The sequence below is a fragment of the Streptomyces brevispora genome (assembly GCF_007829885.1).
GTDB lineage: Bacteria > Actinomycetota > Actinomycetes > Streptomycetales > Streptomycetaceae > Streptomyces > Streptomyces brevispora.
The window spans coordinates 4,581,872-4,601,418 of record NZ_VIWW01000001.1; the positions used below are offsets into that span (position 1 = coordinate 4,581,872).

Below are 19,547 nucleotides of genomic sequence, written 5' to 3' on the forward strand. Positions count from 1 at the left end.
CGCCGTCCACTCCTCGTCGGACAGTGCGGCGTCCCGGCGCGGCCGTCAGACCAGGCTCTCCCGCCAGACGCGGTGCAGGCCCGCGAACCGGCCTGTGCCGCCGATGAGTTCGGCCGGGGCGCCGTCCTCCACGATGCGGCCGTGCTCCATGACCAGGACCCGGTCCGCGATCTCCACGGTCGACAGCCGGTGGGCGATCACCACCGCGGTGCGGCCGTGCAGCACGGTGTCCATCGCCCGCTGCACCGCCCGCTCGCCCGGGATGTCGAGGGAGCTGGTCGCCTCGTCGAGGATCAGCACCGCCGGGTTCGCGAGCAGGGCACGGGCGAAGGCGACCAGTTGGCGCTGACCGGCCGAGATCCGGCCACCCCTCTTGCGTACGTCGGTGTCGTACCCGTCGGGCAGACCGCTGATGAAGTCGTGGGCGCCGATCGCCTTGGCGGCCTGCTCGATCTCCTCACGGCTCGCGTCCGGGCTGCCGATCGCGATGTTCTCGGCGACGGTCCCGGAGAACAGGAAGGCCTCCTGGGTCACCATCACCACCCCGCGCCGCAGTTCGGGGACGGCGAGATCCCGCAGATCGGCCCCGTCCAGCAGCACCCGGCCCTCGGTCGGGTCGTAGAAGCGGGCCAGCAGCTTGGCGAGCGTCGACTTGCCGGCGCCCGTCGAACCGACCACGGCCACCGTCTGGCCCGCGGGGATCGTCAGACCGAAGCGGGGCAGCACCTCACCACCCGTGCGGTAGGAGAAGCTCACCGAGTCGAAGACCACCTCGCGGCCCGGGAGCTCGCCCGTGAGCGGCGGCAGCTCCCGCGGCTCCAGGGCCTCCGGAACCGTGGGGGTCTGCGCCAGCAGACCCGCGATCTTCTCCAGCGAGGCCGCGGCGGACTGATAGGAGTTGAGGAACATGCTGAGCCGGTCGATCGGGTCGTAGAGCCGCCGCAGATACAGCACCACCGCGGCCAGCACACCGAGCGCCAGGGTCCCGGAGGCGACGCGGTAGGCACCCCACAGCACGATTCCGGCCACCGCGGTGTTGGCGACCAGCCGGGAACCGACGACGTACCGCGCGTTCTCCAGCATCGCGTCGCCGTTCGTTCGCCGGTGCTCGTGGTTCAGCTCCCGGAAGGTCGCGTCGTTGACCGGCTCACGACGGAAGGCCTGGACGGGACGGATCCCGTTCATCGTCTCCGCGAACTTCACGATGACCGCGGCGATCGCCGTCGACCGCTCGGCGAAGATCACTCCGGCCCGGCGCTGGTAGAGCCGCACCAGCAGATACAGCGGGACGAAGGAGAGCACGGCGACGGCGCCCGTCGCGAGATCCAGCCAGAGCAGCATCAGGGAGATGGAGACGAAGGAGAGGACGACACCGATCAGTTCCTGCAGCCCCTCGCTGAGCAGCTCCCGCAGCGACTCCACATCGGTGGTGGAGCGGGAGATCAGCCGTCCCGAGGTGTACCGCTCGTGGAAGTCCACGCTCAGGGCCTGGGCATGACGGAAGATCCGGCCGCGGAGATCGAGCAGGGCGTCCTGGTTGACCGCTGCGGAGACCCGGATGAAGGCGTACTGCATGGCCCCCGCGCCGACGGAGCAGAGGGCGTAGCCGATGCCCACGGCGATCAGCGGCCCGTAGTCCTTGTCCCGGAACGCGGGCACCCCGCTGTCGATGGCGTACCCGACGAGCAGCGGACCGGCCTGCACCGCCATCTGCTGGATCAGCAGGAACAGCGCGGCCACCACGACCCGGCCGCGGTGCGGGCGCAGCAGCGAGGCGAGCAGCTCGCGCGTCGCCCCACGGGGCGTGGGCAGGTCGTCGCGGTCGAACGGGTCCCCGGGCCGCTTCGCCGGGGCCTCGCCCGCTGGTTCCGGGGCGTACGGGGGCGCCGTCTCCTCGTTCTCGCCGCTGCCGTCGGGCCCCTTCGGGCGCCCGGTCGTCGTGCTCGTCATCGGGTGCTGTTCCCTTCGGCGGGGGCGTCCGCGCCCGCGACGTCATCGGCCGGTGTGACCGCTGCGGTCACACCGGTGAGGTCCTCGCCAGAAGGGCTCTCCGCGCCCGACATCAGCAGGGCGTACTCGGCATTGCCGCGCAGCAGTTCCTGGTGGGTGCCGACCGCGCTGATCCGGCCCTCCGACAGCAGCGCCACCCGGTCCGCGAGCATCACGGTGGACGGCCGGTGGGCCACCACCACCGCCGTGGTCTCCCGCAGCACACTGCGCAGCGCGGCCTCGACGAGCGTCTCCGTGTGCACGTCCAGCGCGGAGAGCGGGTCGTCGAGCACCAGGAAGCGCGGCCGGCCGACGACGGCGCGGGCCAGCGCGAGACGCTGCCGCTGACCGCCGGAGAGGCTCAGCCCCTGTTCGCCGACCTGGGTGTCGACCCCGTGCGGCAGATCGTGGACGAAGTCGGCCTGTGCGACCGAGAGCGCCCGCCGCAACTCGTCGTCACCGGCCCCCTCGGCGCCCATCAGGACGTTCTCCCCGACACTCGCGGAGAAGAGCGTCGGCTCCTCGAACGCCACGGACACCAGCTCCCGCAGCCGCTCGCGCGGCATCGAGGTGATGTCCTCGCCGTCCAGGGTGATCCGCCCCGAAGTGGCGTCGTGCAGCCGGGGCACGAGCGCGGTGAGCGTGGTCTTGCCGCAGCCCGTGGCCCCGACCAGGGCCATCGTCTCGCCGGGACGGATCCGCAGATCGATCCGGGCCAGCACGGGGACGGAACCCTCCTCCGCGTCCGGGTAACGGAACTCCACCCCCTCGAAGACCATGCCGCCGTGACGTTCCCGGTCCCCGTCGGCGTCCTCGCGGTACGCGGAGGTGTCCTCCTCCTCGGCCACGTCCATCACCTCGAAGAACCGCGCGGTCGCCGACGCCGACTCCTGGCTCATCGCCAGCAGGAAGCCGATCGACTCGACCGGCCAGCGCAGCGCCAGCGCCGTGGAGAGGAAGGCGACCAGCGTGCCCGCCGAAAGGCCGCCGTCCGCGACCTCGATCGTGCCGAGCACCAGTGCCGCCCCGATGGCGATTTCCGGGATCGTCGTGATGAGCGCCCAGATGCCCGCGAGCAGCCGCGCCTTGTCCAGCTCCGTGGCGCGCAGCCGCTGCGAGAGGGCCCGGAACGCGAGGGCCTGGCTGCGGTGCCGTCCGAAGCCCTTGACGATACGGATGCCGAGCACGCTCTCCTCGACCACCGTCGTCAGATCGCCGACCTGGTCCTGGGCCCTGCGCGCCACCAGCGCGTACTTCGACTCGAAGACCGAGGAGGCGATCACCAGCGGCACGACGGGGACGAGCAGCACCAGGCCGAGTGTCCACTCCTGGGCCAGCAGAATCACGAAACCGACCACGATCGTGGTCGAGTTGACCACCAGATAGGTCAGGGGGAAGGCCAGGAACATCCGCACCAGCATCAGGTCGGTGGTCCCGCGCGACAGCAGCTGGCCCGATGGCCAGCGGTCGTGGAAGGACACCGGCAGTCGTTGCAGATGCCGGTAGAGGCCGGCCCGCATCGACGCCTCGACACCGGACAGCGGACGCGCCACCACCCAGCGCCGGATGCCGAACAAGAACGCCTCGGCGATCCCGAGCAGCAGCAGATACAGTGCGCCCAGCCAGACCCCGCCGGGATCCCGGTGGGCGACCGGGCCGTCGACCATCCACTTCAGCACGAGCGGGATCACCAGGCCGAGGCACGAGGCGACGACCGCGACCAGGACCGCGATGGACAGCCGGGCCCGTACCGGCTTCACGTACGGCCACAGCCGCATCAGGGTGAGCACGGCGGACCGGTCCTTGGGCACTGCATGTTGTTCGGGCATCAGGGGCGAGCCTACGGTTCACCACTGACATCCCTCATCCTTTTTTCTCGCCCGGCCGCGGTCCGGCGGGGCGACGGCCCCCTACGTCGTAGCGCCCCATCAACCGATCGGCTGATGACGATTCGAGCGCGATGGCGGATGCCGCGTGCGGCCCTTCGCCCGGATGCTCGTGGACATGGCAATCATCGAAGTGAGCGGGGTGCACAAGGCCTACGCCGGACGCCCCGCGGTGGACGGGGTGAGCCTCACCGTCGACGAGGGGGAGATCTTCGGGATTCTCGGCCCCAACGGTGCGGGCAAGACCACCACCGTCGAATGTGTCGAGGGACTGCGGGTCCCCGACTCCGGTACGGTCCGGGTCGCCGGGCTCGACCCCGTCGCCGACCACGACCAGGTGACCCTGCTGCTCGGCGCCCAGCTCCAGGAGAGCGAACTCCAGCCCAAGATCACGGTGGGTGAGGTGCTGGAGCTGTACAGCGCGTTCTACCCGAACCCCGCCGACTGGCGGTCGCAGGCGGAGCGGCTCGGCCTGCACACCAAGCTGACCACCCGGTACGGCCGGCTCTCCGGCGGCCAGAAGCAGCGGCTGTCGATCGCGCTCGCGCTCGTCGGGAATCCCCGGGTCGTGGTCCTCGACGAGCTGACCACCGGGCTCGATCCACGGGCCCGGCGCGACACCTGGCAGCTGATCGAGGACGTACGGGACAGCGGCGTCACGGTCCTGCTCGTCACGCACTTCATGGAGGAGGCCCAGCGGCTCTGCGACCGGATCGCCGTGATCGACAAGGGCAGGGTCGTCGCCCTCGACACCCCGTCCGGGCTGATCGCCAGGGCCGGGAGCTCCACGGTCATCTCCTTCACACCCTCGCGGCCGCTCGACGACGCCGAGCTGGCGCGGCTGCCCGGCGCGGCCTCGTGCGAGAGCCGCAACGGCCGGATCGTCATCAACGGCACCGACGAGACCGTCAACGCCGTGATCTCGCTGCTGGCCCGGCTCCGCGTCACCGCGCACCAGTTGCGCGTCGCCGAAGCCACTCTGGACGACGCCTTCCTCGACCTCACCGGACAACCCGGCCCCGCGCAGCGGCACCAACTCACGGAACGGGCAGTCTGAGATGGCCACGGCGAACCCCGCCCCCGCGCCCCGCACCGCCCTTTCCGGTGCCTCGGTGGCGGTCCTGAAGTCCGAGACCCGGCTCTTCCTGCGGGAACCCGGCAGCCTGTTCTGGATCATGGTCTTCCCGACCGTGCTGATGACGATCCTGGGACTGATCCCGTCCTTCCGGGACCCCGACGACGCACTCGGCGGCCGGCGCGTCATCGATCTGTACGTACCCGTGGCGGTGCTGCTCGCCATGATCATGGCCGGCCTCCAGGCCATGCCGCCCGTACTCACCGGCTATCGCGAGCGCGGCATCCTGCGCCGCATGTCCACCACACCGGTACGGGCCTTCGCCCTGCTCGGCGCGCAGATCGCGCTGCACGGAGTCGCCGCGCTCGGCTCCGCCCTGCTGGTGACGGCGGTCGGCCGGATCGCCTTCGGCGTGCGGCTGCCCAGACAGCCCTTCGGCTATCTGCTGGCCCTGCTGCTCGCCGTCGCCTGCGTGCTGGCCCTGGGCGCGCTGGTCTGCGCGGTCTCCCGCACCACCAGGATCGCGGGCGCCATCGGCTCGGTCGTCTTCTTCCCGATGATGTTCACCGCGGGTGTCTGGGTGCCGGTGCAGACGATGCCCGACACACTCCGGCACATCGTCCAGTTCACCCCGTTCGGCGCCGCCTCCCAGGCGCTGGACCAGGCCGCGGCCGGTGACTGGCCGAACTGGGCGTACCTCGGTGTGGTGGCGCTGTGGACCGCGCTGGTGGCAGTGGCGGCCACCCGCACGTTTCGGTGGGAGTAGGAGGATCCGGGGGAGACTTCACCCATGAGCACGGGGGAGCGGGAAAGAGAAGTCGTGAAGCGGGTGGCGACGGCCGAGCAGTGGTGGGAGCGGTTCTTCCGGTACGGACCGTACGGACTGCTCCTCCTGGCCACCGCGATCTCGGCCGTGTCCAGTTCACTCATCATGTCCCGCGCGGACGTGTACGCGGCCGCGGTCCTCGTCCCGGTGGCGCTCGTCCTCCAGCTCTGGTGGGGCCGCGTCGCCTCCGGACCGGGGTCACGGGCGGCGCAGTTCTACTTCGTCGCCCGCACCCTGCTGGCCTTCGGGCTGACCTGGTGCAACCCGTTCTTCTCCATCTTCACGACGCTCGGCTACTTCGACGCCGGCCGGCTGCTTCCGCGACGGGCCATGCGGGCCGGGCTGCTGGCCACCGCCGTCATCATGGCGGGCTCGCAGTCCGGCAGCGGTATGCCGCCGGCCAGTCCCATGAACTGGATCGCCTTCGTCATCCTCTTCGCCCTGCACGGGACGCTCACCATGATCTTCGCCCAGATCGGCGACCGGGAGGCGGAGCAGACCCGCACCCAGGCCGACACCATCGCCGCACTCGAATCCGCCAACGCCCGTCTCGAAAGGGCCATGGCGGAGAACGCCGGACTGCACGCCCAGCTCCTGGTCCAGGCCCGCGAGGCCGGGGTGGCCGACGAGCGGAGCCGGATGGCGGCCGAGATCCACGACACCATCGCGCAGGGGCTGGCCGGCATCATCGCCCAGCTCCAGGTCGTGACGTCCGCGGCCGGCACCGATCCCGGGCCGGCCGGGGAACACCTCGTCCGGGCCCTCGCCCTCGCCCGGCACAGCCTGGGCGAGGCGCGCCGCTCGGTGCACAATCTGCTGCCCGCCGCGCTGGAGCACGACGACCTGCCGGGCGCCCTCGAGAAGACCGTCACCACCTGGTCCGAACGCACCGGCGTCCGCGCCGAGTTCACCGTCACCGGCACGGCCGAGCCGCTGCACGACGAGATAGGCGCCACCCTGCTCCGGATCGCCGAGGAGGCGCTCGCCAACGCCGGCCGCCACGCCGCCGCGTCCCGGGCCGGCGTCACCCTGTCCTACATGGGCGACGAGATCACGCTGGACGTGCGGGACGACGGCCGCGGCTTCGACCCGCACGCGCTGCCGCCGTACCGGGGCGCCGGCGGATTCGGGCTCGGCGGCATGCGGGCACGCGCCGAACGCATCGCGGGCACGGTCGAGGTGGAGACCGGACACGGCCTCGGCACCGCGGTCTGCGCCCGGGTCCCGCTGGTCCGCAACGACTGAGGCGGCTGCCGGACGACCTCTGGGACGGCACGGCCCCGGGCACAGTACGGTGGGCCGCTATGGCTCAGGAACCCGCACGCGTCATCACGCTGATCGTCGTCGACGACCACCCCGTCGTACGGAACGGACTGCGGGGCATGTTCGATTCGGCGGCGGAGTTCCGGGTGCTCGGCGAGGCGGCGGACGGTGTCGAGGGCGTCGAGATGGCCGTCCGGCTCGATCCCGACGTCGTCCTGATGGACCTTCGGATGCCCGGCGGCGGCGGAGTGGCGGCGATCACCGAACTGACCCGGCGCGGCGCCCGCTCCAGGGTCCTGGTCCTCACCACGTACGACACCGACTCCGACACCCTGCCAGCGATCGAGGCCGGGGCGACCGGATACCTGCTCAAGGACGCCCCGCGCGAGGAGCTGTTCACCGCGGTGCGCGCCGCCGCCGACGGCCGCACCGTCCTGTCGCCCGCCGTCGCCTCCCGGCTCATCTCACGGGTGCGCACCCCCCTCCCGTCCGGCAGCGAGACGCTCTCCGCGCGCGAGCGCGAAGTGCTCGAACTCGTCGCCAAGGGGACCTCGAACCGGGAGATCGCCGCCGTACTGTTCATCAGCGAGGCCACGGTGAAGACCCATCTCACCCATGTCTTCGCCAAGCTGGGCGCCAAGGACCGCGCGGCCGCCGTCGCCGTGGCGTACGACCGCGGCATCCTGGGCTGACCTCCCGGCTCACTCCCGTACCCGCAGCAGCAGGACCGATCTCGCCGGCACCGTCAGGCCCGTGTCGCCCCGGTGGACGGTGCCCGGTGCGGCGGACTGGTCCTCCCGTGAGGTGTCCAGGACCAGTTCGTACGCCTGCGCCCACGGCGGTCCCGGCAGCCGGAAGTCCGCCGGGCGGTCACCGGCGTGCAGCACCGCCAGGAAGCTGTCGTCGGTCACCGGCTCGCCGCGGGCGTCCCGGCCCGGGATGTCGCGCCCGGAGAGGTAGAGCCCGACCGTCGCGGCCGGTGCGTACCAGTCCCCCTCCGTCATCTCGGCCCCCTGCCGGGTGAACCACGCCAGGTCCCGCAGCCCGTCCGGGGCCTGCGCCCGGCCGGAGAAGAACGCCCGGCGGCGCAGCACCGGATGGGTGTGGCGCAGCGTCAGCAGGCGTGCCGTCAGCTCGGTCAGCTCCCGCCACTGCGGCTGGTCCAGCAGCGACCAGTCCAGCCAGCCGATCTCGTTGTCCTGGCAGTACGCGTTGTTGTTGCCGCCCTGGGTGCGGCCCATCTCGTCGCCCGCGACCAGCATCGGGACCCCGGTCGACAGCAGCAGGGTGGTGAGCAGGTTGCGCAGCTGGCGGCGGCGCAGCGCGTTGACCGCGGCGTCGTCGCTCTCGCCCTCGGCGCCGCAGTTCCAGGCCCGGTTGTCCGAGGTGCCGTCGCGGTTGCCCTCGCCGTTGGCCTCGTTGTGCTTCTGTTCGTAGCTCACCAGGTCGCGCAGGGTGAAGCCGTCGTGCGCGGTGACGAAGTTGACCGAGGCGTACGGGCGGCGGCCGCCCCACGCGTAGAGGTCACTCGATCCGGTCAGCCGGTAGCCGAGGTCGCGTACGTCGGGGAGCGCGCCGCGCCAGAAGTCCCGTACGGCGTCCCGGTAGCGGTCGTTCCACTCGGTCCACAGCGGCGGGAAGGCACCGACCTGGTAGCCGCCGTTGCCGACGTCCCACGGCTCCGCGATCAGCTTCACCCGGCGCAGCACCGGGTCCTGGGCGATCACCGCGAGGAACGGGGAGAGCATGTCGACGTCGTGCATCGAGCGGGCCAGCGCCGCCGCCAGGTCGAAGCGGAAGCCGTCGACGCCCATCTCGGTGACCCAGTACCGCAGTGAGTCGGTGATCAGCCGCAGGACGTTCGGCTGCACCACGTGCAGGGTGTTGCCGCACCCGGTGTAGTCGGCGTATCTGCGGGCGTCGGACTGGAGCCGGTAGTAGCCGCGGTTGTCGATGCCGCGCAGCGACAGCATCGGGCCGAGCTCGCCCGCCTCCGCCGTGTGGTTGTACACCACGTCGAGGATCACCTCGATCCCGGCGTCGTGCAGGGCGCGCACCATGCGTTTGAACTCGCCGACCTGCTGGCCGGCGGTGCCGCTCGCGGAGTAGGCGGCGTGCGGGGCGAAGTAGCCGATCGAGTTGTAGCCCCAGTAGTTGTGCAGCCCGCGCCGGAGCAGATGGTCCTCGTGGGCGAACTGATGCACCGGCAGCAGTTCCACGGCCGTCACCCCGAGGCGCTTCAGATGGCCGATGGCCGCGGGGTGCGCGAGTCCGGCGTAGGTGCCCCGTAGTTTCTCGGGGATGCCCGGGTGGAGCTTGGTGAAGCCGCGGACGTGCAGTTCGTAGATGACGGAGTCGGCCCACGGGGTCTTGGGCCGCCGGTCCTCGGCCCAGTCGTCGTCGTCGTGGACGACCACCCCCTTGGGGACGTACGGCGCGGAGTCCCGTTCGTCGCGCACGGTGTCGGCGACCTGCTGCTCGGGCCAGTCCCTCATATGGCCGTACACCTCGGCCGGAAGGGTGAAGGAGCCGTCCACCGCCCGTGCGTACGGATCGAGCAGCAGTTTCGCCGCGTTCCACCGGGCACCCGTCCACGGGTCCCAGCGGCCGTGCACCCGGTAGCCGTAGCGCCGGCCGGCTCGTACCCCGGGCACGAAGCCGTGCCAGATCTCATGGGTCAGCTCGGTCAGTGCCAGCCGGGTCTCGGTGCCGTCCTCGTCGAAGAGGCAGAGCTCCACGGCTTCCGCCCCGCCCGCCCAGAGCGCGAAGTTGGTGCCCGCCACCCCGTCGGGCCCCACCCGGAAGCGGGCTCCGAGCGGCATCGGCGTACCCGGCCACACGGCGGGCGGCCGTCGGCCGGGCCCGGTGGCAGGCACCTGTCCTGAGCCGGCGGGAGCGGTGGCCGGCCGCTCCACCGTCTGTCCGGCCGATCCCGGAACCGTCTTCGGCACTGCCTCCTGCTCGGCTGCGCTCGACACCTGCTCGCCTCCCGCGGCTCGTGGGGACCGGCACCGAAAGGGAGCGCGCGGCGTCCCGGCCGCGGCTCCCCGAGTGTGGTCGTCCCCTCTGTTCTGCCCACGAGGGGGCCCGCACTCACGTTTCCCCCGACCGGCCCCGGTCGTTGGGAGGGCGTGAACCACGTAGCGAAGAAGGCAGGCGCGAGCGGGGCCACCGTGCTGACACGGTCGGGACTGCTCGCCGTACTGGCCGTACTGGCTGTTCTGACCGGCTGCTCGGGCGCGGACTCGACCACCGGCGGGAAGTCCCGGTCGCCGCAGGAGGCGATCCGGATCACCCCGAAGGACAGGGCGGCGGGCGTAGGACCGGACAGCAAGGTCGAGGTGAGAGTCCCGGACGGGCGACTGGAGAGCGTCAAGGTGACCCGGATCGAGGACGCGCAGGAACAGGAGGTGAGGGGCCTGATCGCGAAGGACGGCCGGTCCTGGACTCCGCAGGGAGCGGCGGGCCGGCTCGGGCTCGCCGCCAAGTACAGCGTCGACGCGGTGGCCGTGGACGGTGCGGGGCGCCGCTCGGCCCGGCACACCACCTTCACCACGGTGGTGCCCGAACACCGCTTCATCGGCTACTTCAAGCCGGAGAACCGGTCCACGGTCGGCACCGGCATGATCGTCTCCTTCGAGTTCAACCGCCGGATCACCCAGCGCGCGGCAGTGCAGCGGGCCATCAGGGTGACCAGCGATCCGCCGGTCGAGGTGGCCGGGCACTGGTTCGGCGCCGACCGGCTGGACTTCCGCCCGGCCGCCTACTGGGAGCCGGGTACCGAGGTCACCGTCGAGGTGGGGCTGCGTGATGTGCAGGGGGCGCCGCAGGTGTACGGCACCCAGCACAAGACCATCAGATTCACGGTGGGCCGGGAGCAGGTGTCCCGGGTGGACGCGGAAGAGCACACGATGGAGGTGCGCCGGGACGGGAATCTCGTCTCCACGGTCCCGATCACGGCGGGCTCCCCGGCGACGGCCACGTACAACGGCAAGATGGTGGTCAGTGAGATGCAAGAGGTGACCCGGATGGACGGGCGGACCGTCGGCTTCGGCGGTGAGTACGACATCAAGGACGTTCCGCACGCCCTGCGGCTCACCGATTCCGGGACCTTCGTGCACGGCAACTACTGGTCCGACGAAGACATCTTCGGCTCGACCAACGTCAGCCACGGCTGCATCGGGCTCCGCGACGAGCAGGACGGCGGCGGGGCCACCCCGGCCCGCTGGTTCTTCGACCGGACGCTCATCGGGGACGTCGTCGAGGTCGTCAACTCCAAGGACAAGCAGGTTGCCCCGGACAACGGGCTGAGCGGCTGGAACATGAACTGGACCCAGTGGAGGGCGGGCTCCGCCGTGCACTGACGCACCGCCGGCTCAGCTCTCCGGCCGACACCTCATCGGCTCTGCCCGAGCGGCCCGAGCACCCGGACGGCGCGGCCGTCGCGGCCCCGCCGTCCGCCGGGTTCGCCCGGTTTCGCGGCCCCGCCGTCCGCCGGGTTCGCCACGGTTTCGCGGCCCCGCCGTCCGCCGCCGCGACCCCGGCACACCGGGACGGCCACGACCGGGCGATGTGCTGGACGGGTTGGGACTGAACGGTGACATTCCGGGGAAGAACTGTCCGCAGTCGGTGTGATTATCTTTCGCTGAGCGCGCATATGCAGCGCGCGGGGGCGGGAGCCCGAGAGCTCCCAGGGCCTTGGCGGGGCCAGGCCGTGCGAAGGGGAGACGACCACATTGAACGGGCAGCCGATATCGGGGACATCGGCCGGGGCGGACAGCGGGCGGCGTGGGACCACCGGACTGCTGGCTCTGGTACTGGGTGCGCTGCTGTTGCTGGTGACGGCGTGCAGCGCGGGAGACACCGAGGACGGTGGCAAGGGCGCCGGCCGGGGTGGGGCGAAGGCGGAAGACACCAGCGCCTCCCAGGCCGTGGTGAAGGTCGCTCCGAAGGACGGCGCCGACTCCGTTGCCACCAGTGGGGCGCTGAAGATCTCGGCCGAGCGCGGGAAGCTGGCCACGGTCAAGGTCTCCGACCCCAAGGGGGCCGACGTCGAGGGGAAGATCGCGGCGGACGGCGCGAGCTGGGAGCCGGACCAGCATCTGGCCTCGGCGACCAAGTACAAGGTCCACGCCGTGGCCAAGGACGAGAAGGGCCGTGAGTCGGCGAAGGACACCACCTTCACCACGCTCGTCCCGCAGAACACCTTCATCGGGCAGTACACCCCGGAGGACGGTTCCACGGTCGGCGTCGGCATGCCCGTCTCGATCCACTTCACCCGCGGCATCACCGACCCGGAGGCCGTCGAGAAGGCCATCAAGGTGACGGCCGATCCGGCTGTTCCGGTCGAGGGCCACTGGTTCGGCAACGACCGCCTGGACTTCCGGCCGCAGGACTACTGGCCCGCGGGCACCAAGGTGACCGTGAAGCTCAACCTCGACGGTGTCGAGGGACGCCCGGGGGTCTACGGCAAGCAGGCCAAGACGGTGTCGTTCACCATCGGCCGCCGGCAGGTCAGCACGGTGGACGCGAAGTCGCACCGGATGAAGGTCGTGCGCGACGGCAAGCAGATCAAGGACATCGCGATCTCCGCGGGCGCCCCGGCCACCACCACGTACAACGGCAAGATGGTCATCAGCGAGAAGCTCCGGGTGACCCGGATGAACGGTGACACCGTCGGCTTCGGCGGTGAGTACGACATCAAGGACGTGCCGCACGCGATGCGCCTGTCCACGTCGGGCACCTTCATCCACGGCAACTACTGGGGCGGTCCGGGCGTCTTCGGCTCCAGCAACACCAGCCACGGCTGCGTCGGCATGCTGGACGCCCGCGGCGGCGGTGACCCGAGCACCCCGGCGTCCTGGTTCTTCAACAACTCCCTCATCGGTGACGTCGTGGTCGTGAAGAACTCCCACGACAAGACGATCCAGCCGGACAACGGCCTCAACGGCTGGAACATGGACTGGTCGGAGTGGACCAAGTAGCCCTGCCCCACTGACTGTTCACGGGCCCGGCACCGGCGGCGGACGCCGGTGCCGGGCCCGTGTGCGACGTCGGCTTCCAGGACCTCGACGCGGTCCGGGGAGCCGACGTTGTCATTGGGGGAGCGTTACAGGGCGGTGTGGAGCGGTATTTCGGCACGTATTCGGTACGTGCGCAACGGTCCGGTTCGTTACGTGGGTGATGTTCCGGGCTCGTATGTCGAGTGCCCGGACCCTTCCGCGCCACGGGGATTATCCGATGGGTCGGACTTATTCCCCGCGGCGGCCGTCCGGGGCGGAGGAAAGGGATCGTCGACCAGGCCCGCCCGAGTCAGATGGACACCGGCTTGAAAGCGGCTGACGGCTCCCTGTTCATCCATTATTTCGGCAATATGCCGACGGCATGTGCGGACCGATATGCTGAGCCGGCGAGCCACCATTTCGTCTTTGTGGCCCATGGACAGAAGGTGCACTATCGATTTCTTGAGTTCATCGATTGCGTGCGGAGTCTTCTTCGTGTCGGGAATGAGTGGGCTTGCGGTGTTCCACAGGTTTTCGAAAGCGGCGCAGGCGAAGGCGACCACGGCCGGGTCCCGCACCGCGACCGCCGTCGTCGCGCCGGCTCCCCGGGAGGAGTCCGGGGGGTGGGGCAGGACGAGCGCTTCGCGATCGAAGGCGATGAGCGGATCGATCAGTTCGGCACTGGTCCTGACCTCGGCGCCGTGCTGGGTCAGCTCCCGCACCAGGGCCCGGGTGACCAGGTCGCCGCGTATGGCGTGCTGGTAGATCAGCCGGGCCCGCACCCCGCGGGCGAGCAGGTTCAGCACGATGATCCGGGCGGCCGGGAAGGACTGGCAGGGGCGGGCGCCACTGGGTAGGACGAGGAGGAGCTCCTCGCGGCAGTGGCTGCTCATGTCACTGATCAGCGCGTGAAAGGCCGTGGTGCGGGCGGAGTCGCACGCAGGGGCGGTGGCGGGAGGAGCCGCGGGGTCCGGCCGGTTCTCCGCGCTGTCGCGGGGGCCGTCCGTGTGACGTTCGCGCAGTTGCGCTCCGAGCGCCCGTGCCAGCATCGCCGAGGTCTCCTCGCCATCCACCGGGTCGACGAGTCCGCCGTCGGCGGCACCTGACCGGATCAGGCCCAGGAGGCGCAGTACCCGCTCCGCGCCGATCGACTGCTCAGGGCTCAGGCTCAGCCCCTCGGCGACGTCCGCACGCTCGAACCGGGTTGCTTCCGCGGCGAATCCATGCGTTGGCGTCCCGTGGTCCAGCGGTGTGCATTCCCCGGCCGGGTGAGACCCTCTCGCTGCCGGCATTTACTGTTCCCCCTTGCGCCCGCAGGTCGGTGGGCGTCAACTCTAAGGTATCTGGATTTCGTGAGGAGAATAAGGAGCATTAATTCTCTCACGAGCGATCCGAGGGTCTGGTTGTGCAGTGGAGAGGGGAGGTGTGGAAAATGTCGGAAAAGTTGCTGGAAATTAACGCCAAGGTAATCGGGGAGTTGTCTCGGTGGTGCCGAGTCGGGATGAATTCCCCTCATACGGAATTTCCTGCAAGAGTGAAGGAAGTGTGATTGATCGATCACGAGCGTAACCGAGAGGATTGCAAATGGAACAGTATTTGCTCAATCAATGCATTTCGTTTACTTTTCCTTTACTCGCGTTCGGGTTGCGAACGACGTTTGGCTCCGCCGCGCGGAGGGAACTGATTAGTTGAAGATTTTCCCGCTTTCCACCGTGCGGCAAGCTGCGCGCCACGGAGGTCCTCCGGAACGTGGCAGTGCGCGGACCGGCTGGTCAGTTCACGCCGGCAGTGCGATCGCGGTCAGGACGAAGCCGCGCCCCACCGTCCAGCGCCCGGAGAACGCGCCGTGACGTCGCCCGGCCAGTTCGGGCCCCGGCACCAGCAGCCGCGCCGAGAACGTGCCCGCCGGGTCGAAGTCGAGCTCCGCCTCCGTGAAGTCGAGCTCACGCCGGGTCAGCGGATACCAGGTCTTGAACACCGACTCCTTGGCGCTGAACAGCAACCGGTCCCAGTGCACGTCCGGGCGCCGCCGGGAGAGTTCGGCGAGCCCGGCCCTCTCGCGCGGCAGGGAGATGACCTCCAGGACACCGTCGGGCAGCGGCAGATTGGGTTCCGCGTCGATGCCCAGTGACGCGATGGCCTCGGTGCGGGCGATCGCCGCCGCGCGGAAGCCGGGGCAGTGGGTCATGCTGCCGGTCACCCCGTCCGGCCAGTTGATCGCACCCCGCTTCCCGGACAACAGGGGGGCCGGCGGCAGACCGAGCTCGGCCATGGCACGCCGTGCGCACAGCCGCACGGTGGTGAACTCGGCCCGGCGGCGCGCCACCGCCTGGGCGACCGCTGCCGCCTCCGCCGGAAAGAGCCCGCGGTCCCGCGTGGGTGACAGATCGCCGAACGTGCTCACGGCGGCCACGTCCGGGGGCAGTATGGCGGCGATCATCCCGCGTGCCCCGACGCGGGCCGGGGCAGGATCTGGCGCAGCGGGGAGCGGGACGGCCGGGAACGCCACTCCCTCGGGTATCCGATCGACACCTCCTCGAAGCGGACCCCGTCGTGGGCGGTGACCCGGGGTATGTGGAGGTGGCCGTAGACGACGGTGACCGCCCGGAAGCGCCGGTGCCAGTCGGCGGTCAGCTCCGTGCCGCACCACTGGGCGAACTCGGGGTGGCGCAGGACCCGCGTCGGGTCCCGTACCAGCGGATAGTGGTTGACCAGGACCGTGCCGTACCGGGGGTCGACGGCCGCGAGCCGTTCCTCGGTGAGGGTGACCCGGGCCCGGCACCAGGCGTCCCGCGACGGGTACGGGTCGGGGTGGAGCAGGAACTCATCGGTGCACACCACCCCCGATTGGTGGGCGACCCGCAGGGATTCCTCCTTGGTACCGGTCCCGGGGGCGAAGAAGGAGTAGTCGTACAGCACGAACAGGGGGGCGACCGTGACCGGTGCCTCCCCGCCGTGCCAGACCGGGTACGGGTCCTCGGGGGTCAGTACGCCCAGGCCCCGGCACATCTCGACCAGGGCCTCGTAGCGTGCGACGCCGCGCAGCGTGACGGGGTCGGAGGGAGGGGTCCACAACTCGTGGTTGCCGGGGGCCCAGACGACCTGGGAGAAACGCTCCGAGAGGAGTTTCAGCGCCCAGGCGATGTCCTCGAACTTCTCGCCGACATCCCCGGCGACGAGCAGCCAGTCGTCCTCGGACTCCGGCCGGAGGGACTCCGTGATGCGCCGGTTCTCCGCATGGGCGACGTGCTGGTCGCTCAGCGCGAGCAGCTTTCCGTGGGTCACGGAGATCAGTCCTTCCACTCCGTGCTGACGCCGTGATCCACCCCGAGCCCGGAAGGCTCTGATCAGACGGCTTCGGCAGCGGAGACCGCGAGGTGGAGGTCCACCGGCAGGTCCTGCCGGCGCGTGATGTTGAGCTTGCGATAGACGCGCGTGAGGTGCTGCTCCACGGTACTGACGGTGATGTGAAGTTTCAGGGAGATCTCACGGTTGGTGTAGCCGCTCGCCGCGAGGGTGGCCACCCGGCGCTCGGAGTCGCTCAGCTTGGTGTCGGGATCGGAGCGGTACTCCTCCGGGGCGCCGCTCCGGCTCATCCGGTCCTCCGGGCCGAGCTCCGGGCGGATCTCCTCGCACAGCGACTGGGCACCGCACTCCCGCGCCAGGTTCCAGGCCCTGCGGATCACCGCGTCGGCCCGGGCGGGCTCGGCGATCGCCCGCAGGGAACGGCCCAGCGCGGCGAGCGAACGGGTCAGCTCCACCCGGTCGCCGGAGCGGCTCAGTTCGTCGACCGACTGGTTGAGCAGGGCGAGTTGCTGGCGCGGATCCGACGTCACCGCGCGCAGCCGCAGACTGATCCCGCGCACCCACGGTCTTCGCGCGTCAGGGTCCGCGAACTGCTGTTCCACGAGCACTTTGGCCCGCTGCGTCTCACCGAGCCGGAACAGTACGTCGGCCGCGTCCGTGCGCCAGGGCAGGATCGCCGGCCGGTCCACGCCCCAGCTCCTGGCGAGCCGGCCCGCTTCCAGGAAGTCGCCCAGCGCGGCGTGGAGTTGATGGGTCGCCATGAGATAGAGGCCGCGGGCGCGCAGATAGGCGAGACCGTGGGTGCTCTTGAACAGCGTCTCCGCGACGGGCTGGTGGAGCTGGCGGGCGGCCGCCGCATGGTCGCCATGAGGGTGCGTGCCCGGATCAGGGTGGCCGTCGGGCTCCCCATGAACGCGCTGCTGCTCTGCTCGGGCAGGCAGTCCAGTGCCCGGCGCGCGTACTCCTCGGCGGCGTGCAGATCGCTCAGCCGCAGAAGCACCGCCGCGAGCGCCGAGGAGAACAGGGCCTGCCAGGCGGGGGCCTTCTGCCGCTCGGTTTCGGCGATCAGCTCGCGGCAGCAGACGGCGGCCCGTTCGGGGTGACCGAAGTAGGAGAGGGTCCGCAGCGCACGCAGGACGGGTTCCAGCGTCTCGGTGCTGCATCAGGGTGTCGCCGTCGGCTCGGGCCCGGCCGCCTGAAGGGTCGAGCAACGCCTGAAGTGGCGGGCCGTAGCTGTTCGGTGGGGGCGGCGGGGTGCCCGGAAGGGAGCGGGTACCGTGCCGCCGCCCGCTCAGAGTTCGTCGCGCACCAGGCCGGCGTCCCGCAGCTCGCTCACCCAGATGTCCATGTCGGTACGGGTGTTCTCCGGGTCCGTGCACCACAGCTCGGCCAGCATCTCGGCCGCCGGGCCGATGTGGCCGTTGTGCTGGCGCAGTGCGATCCACATGGCCGCGGCGACGGGGCTGCACCGGTAGCCGGCGCCGTCCGCCGGGGTGAGGAATTCGAGGTACCCGTCCTCGGTGACGCGTGAGGTGACGCCGTGTTCTGGTCGTACCGGCACTCTGGCCTCCGTAGTCGACAGCCGACCGGTGACGGCCAACCGTGAGAAGGAGGCGTGACCGTGTACGCGGGGCGGGTTGGGATGTCTGTCAGGCCGGTGCGCTTACGGGCGCCGGCCGGGACTGCCTCGCACATCGGCTCATGAGGGCGGACTGCCCGATGCCGCGATAGACGTTCGTCTAGTACGGTCGTCTAGATTCTGGTGAGCAAAGCGCAACTCTGTCCGGATTGAATCGTCCGGGGCATGCAGCACGCATGCCCCGGAGATGACTCCGGGGCATGCGGCAGTGGGCTTCCCGAAGCGGCGCCGGTCCCGGCGCCGCTCGTGCGGGACTTGTGCAGGACTCACCTGTGGGTGACCGGGCGAGCGGGCCGGACAGCCCGGCGCCGCCGCCGGCCGGTCACGATCTCACCGGCGCCACGCTCATGCGGCCACGGATCAGATCGAGGACCGGAGCCACATGGGAGTCCAGGAAGAAGTGGCCACCGGGAAACACTTTCAGCTCGAACGACGCCGTGGTGTGCTCACGCCACGACGACGCCTCGTCGACGGTCACCTGCGGATCGTCGTCACCGACGAGTGCCACCACGTCCAGGCCGAGCGGCGGTCCCGGCCGGAAGCGGTAGGTCTCCGCGGCCGTCTCCCCGCCTCGGTGTCACACCGGCTCCGCGTACCGCGGACCCGAGGCGTATACGATGCTCTATGCGTGCGTGATACGCATGGGAAGGCTTCCGATGAAGGCAGGCGCGAGATGACTACTGGTGAAGGATCGAGCACGGAAGGCGTCGGCCTGCCGAACAGCATCGCGGTGCTCTGGGAACTGCGGAACAGGGAACAGCGCACCGCGCGTACCGGCCTGAGCGTCGAGCGCATCGTGACGGCCGCCATCGAGTCGGCGGACGCCGACGGCCTCGCCGGGCTGTCCATGTCCCGGGTCGCCAAGAGCCTCGACTTCGGCACCATGTCGCTGTACCGCCACGTGTCGAGCAAGGACGAGCTGCGGCAGCTGATGCTGGACATGGCCTACGGCGTCCCGCCCCGCATCGAGACGGCGGCGGGGGACTGGCGGGACGGGCTGGAGCAGTGGGCCCGCGCCTTCCAGGAGGTCTTCCACCGGCACCCCTGGATGCTCCAGATCTCGGTCAGTGGGCCGCCCCTGGAGCCGGGCCAGCTCAGCTGGCTGGAGTGCGGGCTGCGCACCCTGGGCGGCACCGCCCTGAGGCCGGACGAGAAGCTCTCCGTGATGATGCTGATGATCGGCTACGTGCGCAACAACGTGCAGATGTCGCTCGGTGTCGTCACCCAGGACATCAGCGAGGAGGACCTGATGGCCAACTACGGCCGTGCGCTGGCCAAGTACGCCGACTCCGCCTCGTTCCCCGCCCTCGCCGAACTGCTGGAGGCCGGGGCGTTCAACGAGCCCGAGGACGACTTCACCTTCGGGCTCCAGCGGGTCCTGGACGGAGTCGAGGTACTGGCCCGGATCCGCAACGGCGAGAAGCCGCTCACCTGACGGGACCACCGGCCGGGCCCGACGCGTGACCGGCCGGTAGTCCCGTGGGACCGGCCGGTCCCACGTCGGGCCATGCGGAAGGGGGCTGGTTCCCCACCCGACCGGGTGGGGAACCAGCCCCCTTCC

General features: G+C 70.5%; 16 protein-coding genes and 1 pseudogene. 8 read left to right on the top strand and 9 right to left on the bottom strand.

Annotated features, from left to right (window positions below; genetic code table 11):
• Positions 1-45: 45 nt before the first annotated feature.
• Both FHX80_RS21400 and FHX80_RS21405 read right to left on the bottom strand, forming a co-directional pair.
• Positions 46-1,950, bottom strand: a complete 1,905-nt coding sequence (locus FHX80_RS21400; RefSeq protein ID WP_145765675.1) for an ABC transporter ATP-binding protein — start codon at positions 1,948-1,950, stop codon at positions 46-48.
• On the bottom strand, positions 1,947-3,818 hold the full coding sequence (locus FHX80_RS21405; RefSeq protein WP_145765676.1) for an ABC transporter ATP-binding protein: 1,872 nt from the start codon (positions 3,816-3,818) through the stop codon (positions 1,947-1,949). Before FHX80_RS21405 ends, FHX80_RS21400 begins: the two co-directional genes overlap by 4 nt.
• A gap of 175 nt (positions 3,819-3,993) precedes the next feature.
• Between FHX80_RS21405 and FHX80_RS21410 the strand changes: the two genes are divergently transcribed.
• Genes FHX80_RS21410 through FHX80_RS21425 form a run of 4 tightly spaced genes read left to right on the top strand, consistent with a single transcriptional unit; the run spans position 3,994 to position 7,731 of the window.
• On the top strand, positions 3,994-4,932 hold the full coding sequence (locus tag FHX80_RS21410; protein ID WP_145765677.1) for an ABC transporter ATP-binding protein: 939 nt from the start codon (positions 3,994-3,996) through the stop codon (positions 4,930-4,932).
• 1 nt (position 4,933) lies between these two features.
• Entirely contained in the window at positions 4,934-5,716 is a 783-nt protein-coding gene (locus FHX80_RS21415; RefSeq protein WP_145765678.1) for an ABC transporter permease, read from the top strand.
• Positions 5,717-5,740: 24 nt separating this feature from the next.
• Complete coding sequence (locus FHX80_RS21420; protein ID WP_145765679.1) at positions 5,741-7,021, top strand: sensor histidine kinase; 1,281 nt, start codon at positions 5,741-5,743, stop codon at positions 7,019-7,021.
• Between the two features lie 59 nt (positions 7,022-7,080).
• A complete protein-coding gene (locus tag FHX80_RS21425; protein WP_145765680.1) occupies positions 7,081-7,731 on the top strand; it encodes a response regulator in 651 nt (216 codons plus the stop codon).
• A gap of 9 nt (positions 7,732-7,740) precedes the next feature.
• On the opposite strand, the gene glgX is transcribed toward FHX80_RS21425, so the two are convergent.
• The gene (glgX, locus tag FHX80_RS21430) at positions 7,741-10,017 is read right to left on the bottom strand and encodes a glycogen debranching protein GlgX (protein ID WP_145765681.1); all 2,277 of its coding nucleotides are present in this window, start codon (positions 10,015-10,017) and stop codon (positions 7,741-7,743) included.
• Between the two features lie 153 nt (positions 10,018-10,170).
• On the opposite strand from glgX, the gene FHX80_RS21435 reads away from it, so the two are divergent.
• Both FHX80_RS21435 and FHX80_RS21440 read left to right on the top strand, forming a co-directional pair.
• Positions 10,171-11,403 carry a L,D-transpeptidase gene (locus FHX80_RS21435; protein ID WP_145765682.1) on the top strand — a complete coding sequence of 411 codons (1,233 nt, stop codon included), beginning with the start codon at positions 10,171-10,173 and terminating at the stop codon, positions 11,401-11,403.
• A gap of 372 nt (positions 11,404-11,775) precedes the next feature.
• On the top strand, positions 11,776-13,023 hold the full coding sequence (locus FHX80_RS21440) for a L,D-transpeptidase (RefSeq protein ID WP_145765683.1): 1,248 nt from the start codon (positions 11,776-11,778) through the stop codon (positions 13,021-13,023).
• A gap of 188 nt (positions 13,024-13,211) precedes the next feature.
• On the opposite strand, the gene FHX80_RS21445 is transcribed toward FHX80_RS21440, so the two are convergent.
• From FHX80_RS21445 to FHX80_RS35830, 4 genes are all read right to left on the bottom strand, one after another.
• Positions 13,212-14,114, bottom strand: a complete 903-nt coding sequence (locus FHX80_RS21445) for a helix-turn-helix transcriptional regulator (RefSeq protein WP_244318355.1) — start codon at positions 14,112-14,114, stop codon at positions 13,212-13,214.
• Positions 14,115-14,818: 704 nt separating this feature from the next.
• Complete coding sequence (locus FHX80_RS21450; RefSeq protein ID WP_145765684.1) at positions 14,819-15,481, bottom strand: 4'-phosphopantetheinyl transferase family protein; 663 nt, start codon at positions 15,479-15,481, stop codon at positions 14,819-14,821.
• On the bottom strand, positions 15,478-16,326 hold the full coding sequence (locus FHX80_RS21455) for a metallophosphoesterase family protein (RefSeq protein WP_145765685.1): 849 nt from the start codon (positions 16,324-16,326) through the stop codon (positions 15,478-15,480). Before FHX80_RS21455 ends, FHX80_RS21450 begins: the two co-directional genes overlap by 4 nt.
• Before the next feature lie 62 nt (positions 16,327-16,388).
• Entirely contained in the window at positions 16,389-17,108 is a 720-nt protein-coding gene (locus FHX80_RS35830; protein ID WP_244318356.1) for a helix-turn-helix transcriptional regulator, read from the bottom strand.
• Between FHX80_RS35830 and FHX80_RS35835 the strand changes: the two genes are divergently transcribed.
• Positions 17,097-17,450 carry a hypothetical protein gene (locus tag FHX80_RS35835; RefSeq protein ID WP_244318357.1) on the top strand — a complete coding sequence of 118 codons (354 nt, stop codon included), beginning with the start codon at positions 17,097-17,099 and terminating at the stop codon, positions 17,448-17,450. The genes FHX80_RS35830 and FHX80_RS35835 overlap by 12 nt on opposite strands.
• 188 nt (positions 17,451-17,638) lie before the next feature.
• Here FHX80_RS35835 and FHX80_RS21465 read toward each other — a convergent pair whose 3' ends face one another.
• Complete coding sequence (locus FHX80_RS21465; protein WP_145765686.1) at positions 17,639-17,908, bottom strand: PqqD family peptide modification chaperone; 270 nt, start codon at positions 17,906-17,908, stop codon at positions 17,639-17,641.
• A 400-nt stretch (positions 17,909-18,308) separates the two neighbouring features.
• A pseudogene (locus tag FHX80_RS21470) lies at positions 18,309-18,527 on the bottom strand (thioesterase II family protein); the annotation flags it as partial.
• 132 nt (positions 18,528-18,659) lie between these two features.
• On the opposite strand from FHX80_RS21470, the gene FHX80_RS21475 reads away from it, so the two are divergent.
• The gene (locus FHX80_RS21475; protein WP_244318358.1) at positions 18,660-19,421 is read left to right on the top strand and encodes a TetR/AcrR family transcriptional regulator; all 762 of its coding nucleotides are present in this window, start codon (positions 18,660-18,662) and stop codon (positions 19,419-19,421) included.
• Positions 19,422-19,547 lie beyond the last annotated feature (126 nt).

Coding starts and splice junctions, on each gene's coding strand:
- FHX80_RS21400 (WP_145765675.1), bottom strand. CDS start 1,950: ATGACGAGCACGACGACCGGGCGCCCGAAGGGGCCCGACGGCAGCGGC.
- FHX80_RS21405 (WP_145765676.1), bottom strand. CDS start 3,818: ATGCCCGAACAACATGCAGTGCCCAAGGACCGGTCCGCCGTGCTCACC.
- FHX80_RS21410 (WP_145765677.1), top strand. CDS start 3,994: ATGGCAATCATCGAAGTGAGCGGGGTGCACAAGGCCTACGCCGGACGC.
- FHX80_RS21415 (WP_145765678.1), top strand. CDS start 4,934: ATGGCCACGGCGAACCCCGCCCCCGCGCCCCGCACCGCCCTTTCCGGT.
- FHX80_RS21420 (WP_145765679.1), top strand. CDS start 5,741: ATGAGCACGGGGGAGCGGGAAAGAGAAGTCGTGAAGCGGGTGGCGACG.
- FHX80_RS21425 (WP_145765680.1), top strand. CDS start 7,081: ATGGCTCAGGAACCCGCACGCGTCATCACGCTGATCGTCGTCGACGAC.
- FHX80_RS21450 (WP_145765684.1), bottom strand. CDS start 15,481: ATGATCGCCGCCATACTGCCCCCGGACGTGGCCGCCGTGAGCACGTTC.
- FHX80_RS35835 (WP_244318357.1), top strand. CDS start 17,097: ATGGGTCGCCATGAGATAGAGGCCGCGGGCGCGCAGATAGGCGAGACC.
- FHX80_RS35830 (WP_244318356.1), bottom strand. CDS start 17,108: ATGGCGACCCATCAACTCCACGCCGCGCTGGGCGACTTCCTGGAAGCG.
- FHX80_RS21475 (WP_244318358.1), top strand. CDS start 18,660: ATGACTACTGGTGAAGGATCGAGCACGGAAGGCGTCGGCCTGCCGAAC.